General features: G+C 43.3%; 6 protein-coding genes. 2 read left to right on the top strand and 4 right to left on the bottom strand.

Annotation, left to right across the window (positions count from 1 at the left end; translation table 11 throughout):
- On the top strand, nt 1-214 hold a 214-nt coding region (locus tag PX481_RS12170), incomplete at its 5' end, for a hypothetical protein (RefSeq protein WP_288094648.1).
- 4 nt (nt 215-218) lie between these two features.
- On the opposite strand, the gene PX481_RS12165 is transcribed toward PX481_RS12170, so the two are convergent.
- The 4 genes from PX481_RS12165 to PX481_RS12150 all read right to left on the bottom strand — a co-directional run bounded on the left by PX481_RS12165 (nt 219) and on the right by PX481_RS12150 (nt 3,653).
- Nucleotides 219-998: an ABC transporter ATP-binding protein gene (locus PX481_RS12165; protein WP_002763710.1), complete on the bottom strand. Its 780-nt coding sequence runs from the start codon at nt 996-998 to the stop codon at nt 219-221.
- Nucleotides 999-1,025: 27 nt separating this feature from the next.
- Nucleotides 1,026-1,658, bottom strand: coding sequence for a 2OG-Fe(II) oxygenase (locus tag PX481_RS12160; RefSeq protein WP_185238018.1), 633 nt, complete (start codon nt 1,656-1,658; stop codon nt 1,026-1,028).
- A gap of 97 nt (nt 1,659-1,755) precedes the next feature.
- Nucleotides 1,756-2,532: a DUF3226 domain-containing protein gene (locus PX481_RS12155; protein ID WP_147071999.1), complete on the bottom strand. Its 777-nt coding sequence runs from the start codon at nt 2,530-2,532 to the stop codon at nt 1,756-1,758.
- Nucleotides 2,533-2,534: 2 nt separating this feature from the next.
- Nucleotides 2,535-3,653 (bottom strand): AAA family ATPase, encoded by a 1,119-nt coding sequence (locus PX481_RS12150; protein WP_288094647.1) that lies wholly within the window; start codon nt 3,651-3,653, stop codon nt 2,535-2,537.
- Nucleotides 3,654-3,857: 204 nt separating this feature from the next.
- Between PX481_RS12150 and ytpR the strand changes: the two genes are divergently transcribed.
- A partial coding sequence (gene ytpR / locus PX481_RS12145; RefSeq protein WP_353852192.1) for a YtpR family tRNA-binding protein occupies nt 3,858-4,334 on the top strand: 477 nt, incomplete at its 3' end.

Genomic DNA, 4,334 nt, shown 5'->3' with positions numbered 1-4,334 from the left:
CCTCATCCCCTCCCTTCCCTCCCTCCCCTCTCTCCCCCCCCCTCCCCCCTTCCCCCCCCCCCCACACACCTCCCCCCCTTCCCCCCCCCCCCCCCCCTCCCCCCCCCCCCCCACCCCCCCCCCCACCACCACCCCCCCCCCCCCCCCCCCACCCCCCGCACCCCACGCCCCACACCCCACACCCCACGCCCCACACCCCACTTCCCTCAATTGACTGATCACTGAATTGGTCCGTCGATACTGCCGGTAAAAAATTGCTTGAGTACGGGGATTTCGGAGTGATAAGCCTCTTGAGTCGGTCCAACCCATTGAAATTGACCTTTATAGAGAAAAACGATGCGATCGGTGGTATTTTCGATGGTGCTATGGACGTGGGTGACAATGAGATGGGCCCCACAGGCTTTTTTTACCTTGAGAAGTTCCATAATTACCGTCTGGATGCGGGTAGAAGCAACCGGATCGAGTCCGGCAGTGGGTTCATCGTAAAGGAGAATGTTCGGTCGATCGGCGGCGATCGAGGGATCGCTGATAATTGCTCTGGCTAAACTGACGCGTTTTCGCATCCCTCCGGATATTTCAGAGGGATAGAGGTCGTAGGAACCGGACATTCCCACTAAATCCAGTTTTTCTTCCACTAAATCGCGGATTTCGGCTCGTTTTAGCTTTGAGTTGCGATAGAGAGCAAAACCGACATTTTCCCCGACGGTGAGGGAGTCAAAAAGGGCCGATTGTTGGAAAACTAGACCAACACCGAGGGGATCTTCCCCCTGTTCTACGGTTCTCTGCCGTTTTGTGCCGTAGATGTACACTTCTCCTCGATCGGGGGCCAGTAATCCGGCGACTAAGCGCAAAATCGTCGATTTTCCCGTCCCGGACGGACCGATCACGCCGATCGCTTCCCCTTCGTACACTTTCAGATCGACGTTATTTAAGATTACTTTCTTGCCGAAAGCTTTGGTTACTCCCCTTAATTCGACGATCGGTTCGCGCATCACCATCTAGAATATCTTTACAAAAATGCCCTTTTATTGTAGGGCAACGACCCGATCTTTCTTTTTTTTCTTTTCTGGTTTTATGGTTCGCGATTCTATCTGCATTTCGGGAATCTCTCGCAATTCTTCGGCATCTAAACGATATTGTTCGCAGACAAGACTCAGACGAATACCAGAACAGCTAACGGGATTAACTGAATGGGTGAGATCTCCTTGAAAGAGGATCAGGGTGTTAGCACAAGGACGAATCTGGGCCACGGAACGATTGCCTGTTGCTAGTACCAGTTCCCCCCCTTGAATATCCCTAGGAACCTGCACATAAAGGACGCTAACTAGGAGCGGGGGATCGATAGTTTTACAATAGGAGCGCAGGGAGCGATCGATATGGGGATCGACGCGTGAACCGGTTTGTAGGAGTAAGGGGTTAAGATAAAAAGCGTTGCAGTCAGCTTGTAAACTGCGATCGAGATAGGGTTTAAAATAGGGAAACATTCGTTCGACTTCGCTGATTTGTGTGCGTCGAAAAGCGATAGAAAAGCCTTTGGTTTTAACGAAATCTCGATTTAAATTGTTAACTGTGAAGTGGGGACAAGCGAGAATCTGTCCTTGTAGTTCGCTCAGATAACTGGGAGTAAAAGCGTCGGGATATTGGGAATAGTAAGGCACGGATAGAATCGCAACGGTATGGCAATCTTTAGGATAGCTTGTTTTTAGGGGAGATGGGGATAATTTCGATAGCAGCTATTCAATTATCTTTTTTTTCTCAAAGTCCGATAATTTGCTCAAGGAAATTTTTAATAAGCTTGATGCTCTCTAATTCTAGGATTTTCTCATCTAGCCAGCGATTATCTTGTAGGGAAACTTGTAGGGCTTTACCCGGTCTTAATATACTACTAATACTGGATATAATTGCTTTCTTTTCACCTGCTGGTTTTTTAAAATCTTCGAGATCATTTTTAGTTAACTGATTCCTGTCAATACTTTCTATGTAGGTTTGAGAAAGATTGAGTAAATCAGGATAATTTATCTTAGCACATTCGAGGAGAATATCTTCTAAAGTTCCTTGCTCACGATTGTTAGGAGCGATGAAAATACCACAGCGAGGCGAATGATTGTTAACTTGACCAATTTGAGAAGGTGGTAGCAAATTTGGTAAGTCAATATCCGATAACTTAGTAATTAGTTTATTGAACCTTTCTTGAGGTGTTTCCCTGTAATCAGCATCGGCAAAAATCCCCACACTAAAAAGCTGTGAAGGTTGAATAAACTTGAGACTTTCTTCGATGGTTTGCGCTATGCGTGTATCGCCAATAGCACTATGTAAAGCGATTGATAATTGCTCATTTTGAACAAAAGATGGTACTGGTACTCGTTTGGTTAAATCATCATCTACTGGATAACCTTTCGGGATAAGTTTTTCCCAAAATTGATCCAATGAAGATAAATGAATAACTCGCTTTAAGCCATAAAATTTAAGTAAACCAATTAAGAATTCGACATCCTGGGGACCTTCGACAACAATATAGCAGTATCTCACCATCTCTACCTCACATCTAACCCGCGTTCCCAACGCAATCTATGCAATAAATCGCCCGAAAATCTTTGAGGTTTTTCCCTTGGAGAATTTAACCGAAAAGCTACCACGTCTTCTATGGCCTTTTCTGACTGTAGCATGGCATCAACTGCTTCTAAACTATGGGTAGTTACAAAAAGTTGAATTCTTCTTTGATTACAGGTGTTAATTAACCAAGAAAATACACGACTTAAGGCAGAAATATGAATAGATGTCTCGATTTCATCAATTAGAAGTACCCCATCGGTAATTGTCAACAAACTCAGCACCATAACTAAGGTTCTTTTAAATCCGTCACCAAACACATAGAGAGGAGCAAAACCAAGCTGTTTATGTTCTATATAAAGAGTTGGTTTATTGTTGGGTGAAAGTATTTGTATGTCGGTGATTTCCTCGTCAAATAACCGAATTAAATCTAGGATGTCATCTTTGTTATTTTCTTCCTTTAGGATGATTTTGGATAGTCTATCTAGAATTGGTTCCGAGGACAAATAAGCAGGAAATATGGTGGCATTTTCCACCAGTATTTTTTGTCGTTTCCTTTGAATAAAGCGCTCTTTTTCCCAAAACTGAAATACTTGTTCATTATCTATACTAAGGAAACTGCCTTGCTCTAAAATATGGGCGGTAACACTTAATTCTAACCCATTGATAACCAGATCGGTTTCCGAATCGGTGGAATCATCATTGAACTTTTCTGGGTTGCCTTTTTCGTTGCTCGCACCGTAAATATCGGTGAGATTAGCTGCTAGATTTTTAATCGGTGAATTTCCAGTACACTTGATCGAAATTTGTCCTTGATAGGATGGGTTACTAGCAAGATTATTCTGACGAAAGAAAACCCATTTAATTGCTTCCAAATCCGGTCGCATTAAAAATGTTCTGCCTAGATATAATCGACGTTGAGCCACTTCTAGCCACTGAAAGGGATCGAGGGGATTACAAACAATTGAAACAGCTTCGAGAATGCTAGTTTTGCCAGAATTATTATTACCGACAAAAATGTTCACCTGTCCTAGAGAAGACAGTTCTATTTGTTCAAAACCACGATAACCACTGATTTGTAAACTTTCAAAAAGCCGAGTCATTTTTACTGGCTCCTACAATATTGCCGATAACAACTGAAATAGCTAGGATCAAAGATAAAATTTGCAATTTTTACGATAAAACCCTTGTATTATAACTCATTTGAGGCTCTTTTTTTGACTAGCAATCATTTTCCTGCCAACCCGGTCGCGGTGACTACCCCCCGTTTACAATAGTTAAGAACCAACGGCAAGCAAGAATTAACGATGCGGATTTCGATCAACTGGTTACGAGAATTAGTCAAAATAGCCCAATCTCCCCAAGAATTAGCCGAATTATTGACAATTGCGGGAATAGAAGTGGAAGAGATCGAGGATCGCCGAGAATGGGCAAAGGGTGTGGTTATTGGTAAAATTATCGATCGCCAACCCCATCCCAATGCAGATAAATTAAGTGTCTGTCAGGTGGATATCGGTCAGGAAAACCCTAGTACAATTGTCTGTGGTGCGCCCAATGCTAGGGCTGATATTCTAGTTCCTGTGGCTACTTTGGGAACTTATTTACCCAAAATCAATTTAACGATTAAACCGGCTAAATTGCGCGGGGTAAAATCGGAAGGGATGATCTGTTCCCTCGCAGAATTAGGATTAACTAAAGATTCTGAAGGAATCCACATTTTTAGCCAGGAAAATCTCCCTTTAGGTACAGATGTTCGTCCCCTTTTAGGACTCGATGAGGTGATT

This window comes from Microcystis sp. M53603_WE2 (genome assembly GCF_030065435.1).
This window is presented reverse-complemented; position numbering and strand designations above follow the sequence as displayed.

Coding starts and splice junctions, on each gene's coding strand:
- PX481_RS12165 (WP_002763710.1), bottom strand. CDS start 998: ATGGTGATGCGCGAACCGATCGTCGAATTAAGGGGAGTAACCAAAGCT.
- PX481_RS12155 (WP_147071999.1), bottom strand. CDS start 2,532: ATGGTGAGATACTGCTATATTGTTGTCGAAGGTCCCCAGGATGTCGAA.
- PX481_RS12150 (WP_288094647.1), bottom strand. CDS start 3,653: ATGACTCGGCTTTTTGAAAGTTTACAAATCAGTGGTTATCGTGGTTTT.